Origin of the sequence: Leucobacter chromiisoli (assembly GCF_016522505.1) — a bacterium.
Taxonomy (GTDB): Bacteria; Actinomycetota; Actinomycetes; order Actinomycetales; family Microbacteriaceae; genus Leucobacter; species Leucobacter chromiisoli.
Genome location: NZ_JAEHOH010000038.1, coordinates 1 through 1,094, shown reverse-complemented (window position 1 = coordinate 1,094; position 1,094 = coordinate 1). Strand labels below are relative to the sequence as shown.

The 1,094-nt window shown below is 62.9% G+C and carries 2 protein-coding genes; both read left to right on the top strand.

The window, feature by feature from the left end:
• The first annotated feature begins 94 nt into the window (after positions 1 to 94).
• Positions 95 to 754: a hypothetical protein gene (locus JD276_RS15680; protein ID WP_200116596.1), complete on the top strand. Its 660-nt coding sequence runs from the start codon at positions 95 to 97 to the stop codon at positions 752 to 754.
• Between the two features lie 102 nt (positions 755 to 856).
• The coding region (locus JD276_RS16060) for a hypothetical protein (RefSeq protein WP_233615816.1) at positions 857 to 1,094 on the top strand (238 nt) is incomplete at its 3' end.

The following is a 1,094-nucleotide window of genomic DNA, read 5'->3' as shown; positions in this document are numbered from 1 at the left end:
GAACGGAAACAGTCGCGAACTCGGCGACCCCGCGGCTCGAGTCTGGCACAAGGCCGCACGACTGATTCTCGAACGATTGCAGAGGGACTAGACCATGACGACCACACCTAACCCGACCGCCGAGCAGATAGTGTACGACGCGCTTGGCCAATGCGGGATGCTTCTCGGTACTCGCGAGCATGCAGCTCGGGACGCGGTGGAACGTCTCCGTGCTGCTGGTCTGCTCGGGGGCGACCCCACCGAGGAGCGCCTGCTTGCTGCATTAAACGCTTATCAGCGTACTGATCATGAGCAGAACGGAATCAAGCGCCCCTACGTCTACGCAGAGAATCTGGACGACTGGGGACCGCAGACTATCGCCAGAATGCGCGCCGCTCTCGCTGCTGCTGGTGTCGCCCCGCAGGAACCGAACTCATGCAACGATGACGGCTGTCTGAGCGACAGTTTCACGCCGACACCAGATGAGGTGCGGGACAGGTACGCGGACGCACGCGCTGGCATTGGTGAGTGGACACGATTCGATGAGTCGGTGAAGCGCGCTGTAGAGGAGGCGTACGAGGAGTTCGATCGGATGATCGCCGCCATTGAGCGAGAGGCTGCGGCGCGGGCGCTCGACGAGCGCAAGGTGGCCGAAGTGATCGAGCAGATGCGTGACCGTTCCCGGAAGGAGCGTGACGTGGCGAAGGAGTCGCTTGGCCAGTTCATCGCTCGTGCTCTCTGTGAGGCGGCGAAGCGGGGTGAGCTGAATGGTTGAGAACATCTGTCAGAGCATGACGTGGACGGGTGACGATGACGCCTACTGCACCCTCCAAGATCGGCACAACGGGCCGCACGATAACGGAGAGGGGTGGGAGTGGTGAGCGAGCACGCGCCGACGACAGAAGAGGTTCGAAGCCTCTATAAACATCCGTACATCGAAAGCTTCGGGCCCAGCAGGGGGATTGAGTTCGACCGCTGGCTCGCGCAAGTCGAGCGTGAGGCTGCGGCGAGGGCGCTCGAAGAGGCGGCGGCGGCTCTAAAGCGGCCCTCGGAGGGTGCCGCTTACGAGGTCTGGGCTTATGGGGGCGGGGACTGGCTACGTTCTCGTGCTGCCG

Bases quoted from the DNA above. Each gene is read 5' to 3' on its own strand.
- JD276_RS15680 (WP_200116596.1), top strand. From the start codon at position 95: ATGACGACCACACCTAACCCGACCGCCGAGCAGATAGTGTACGACGCG.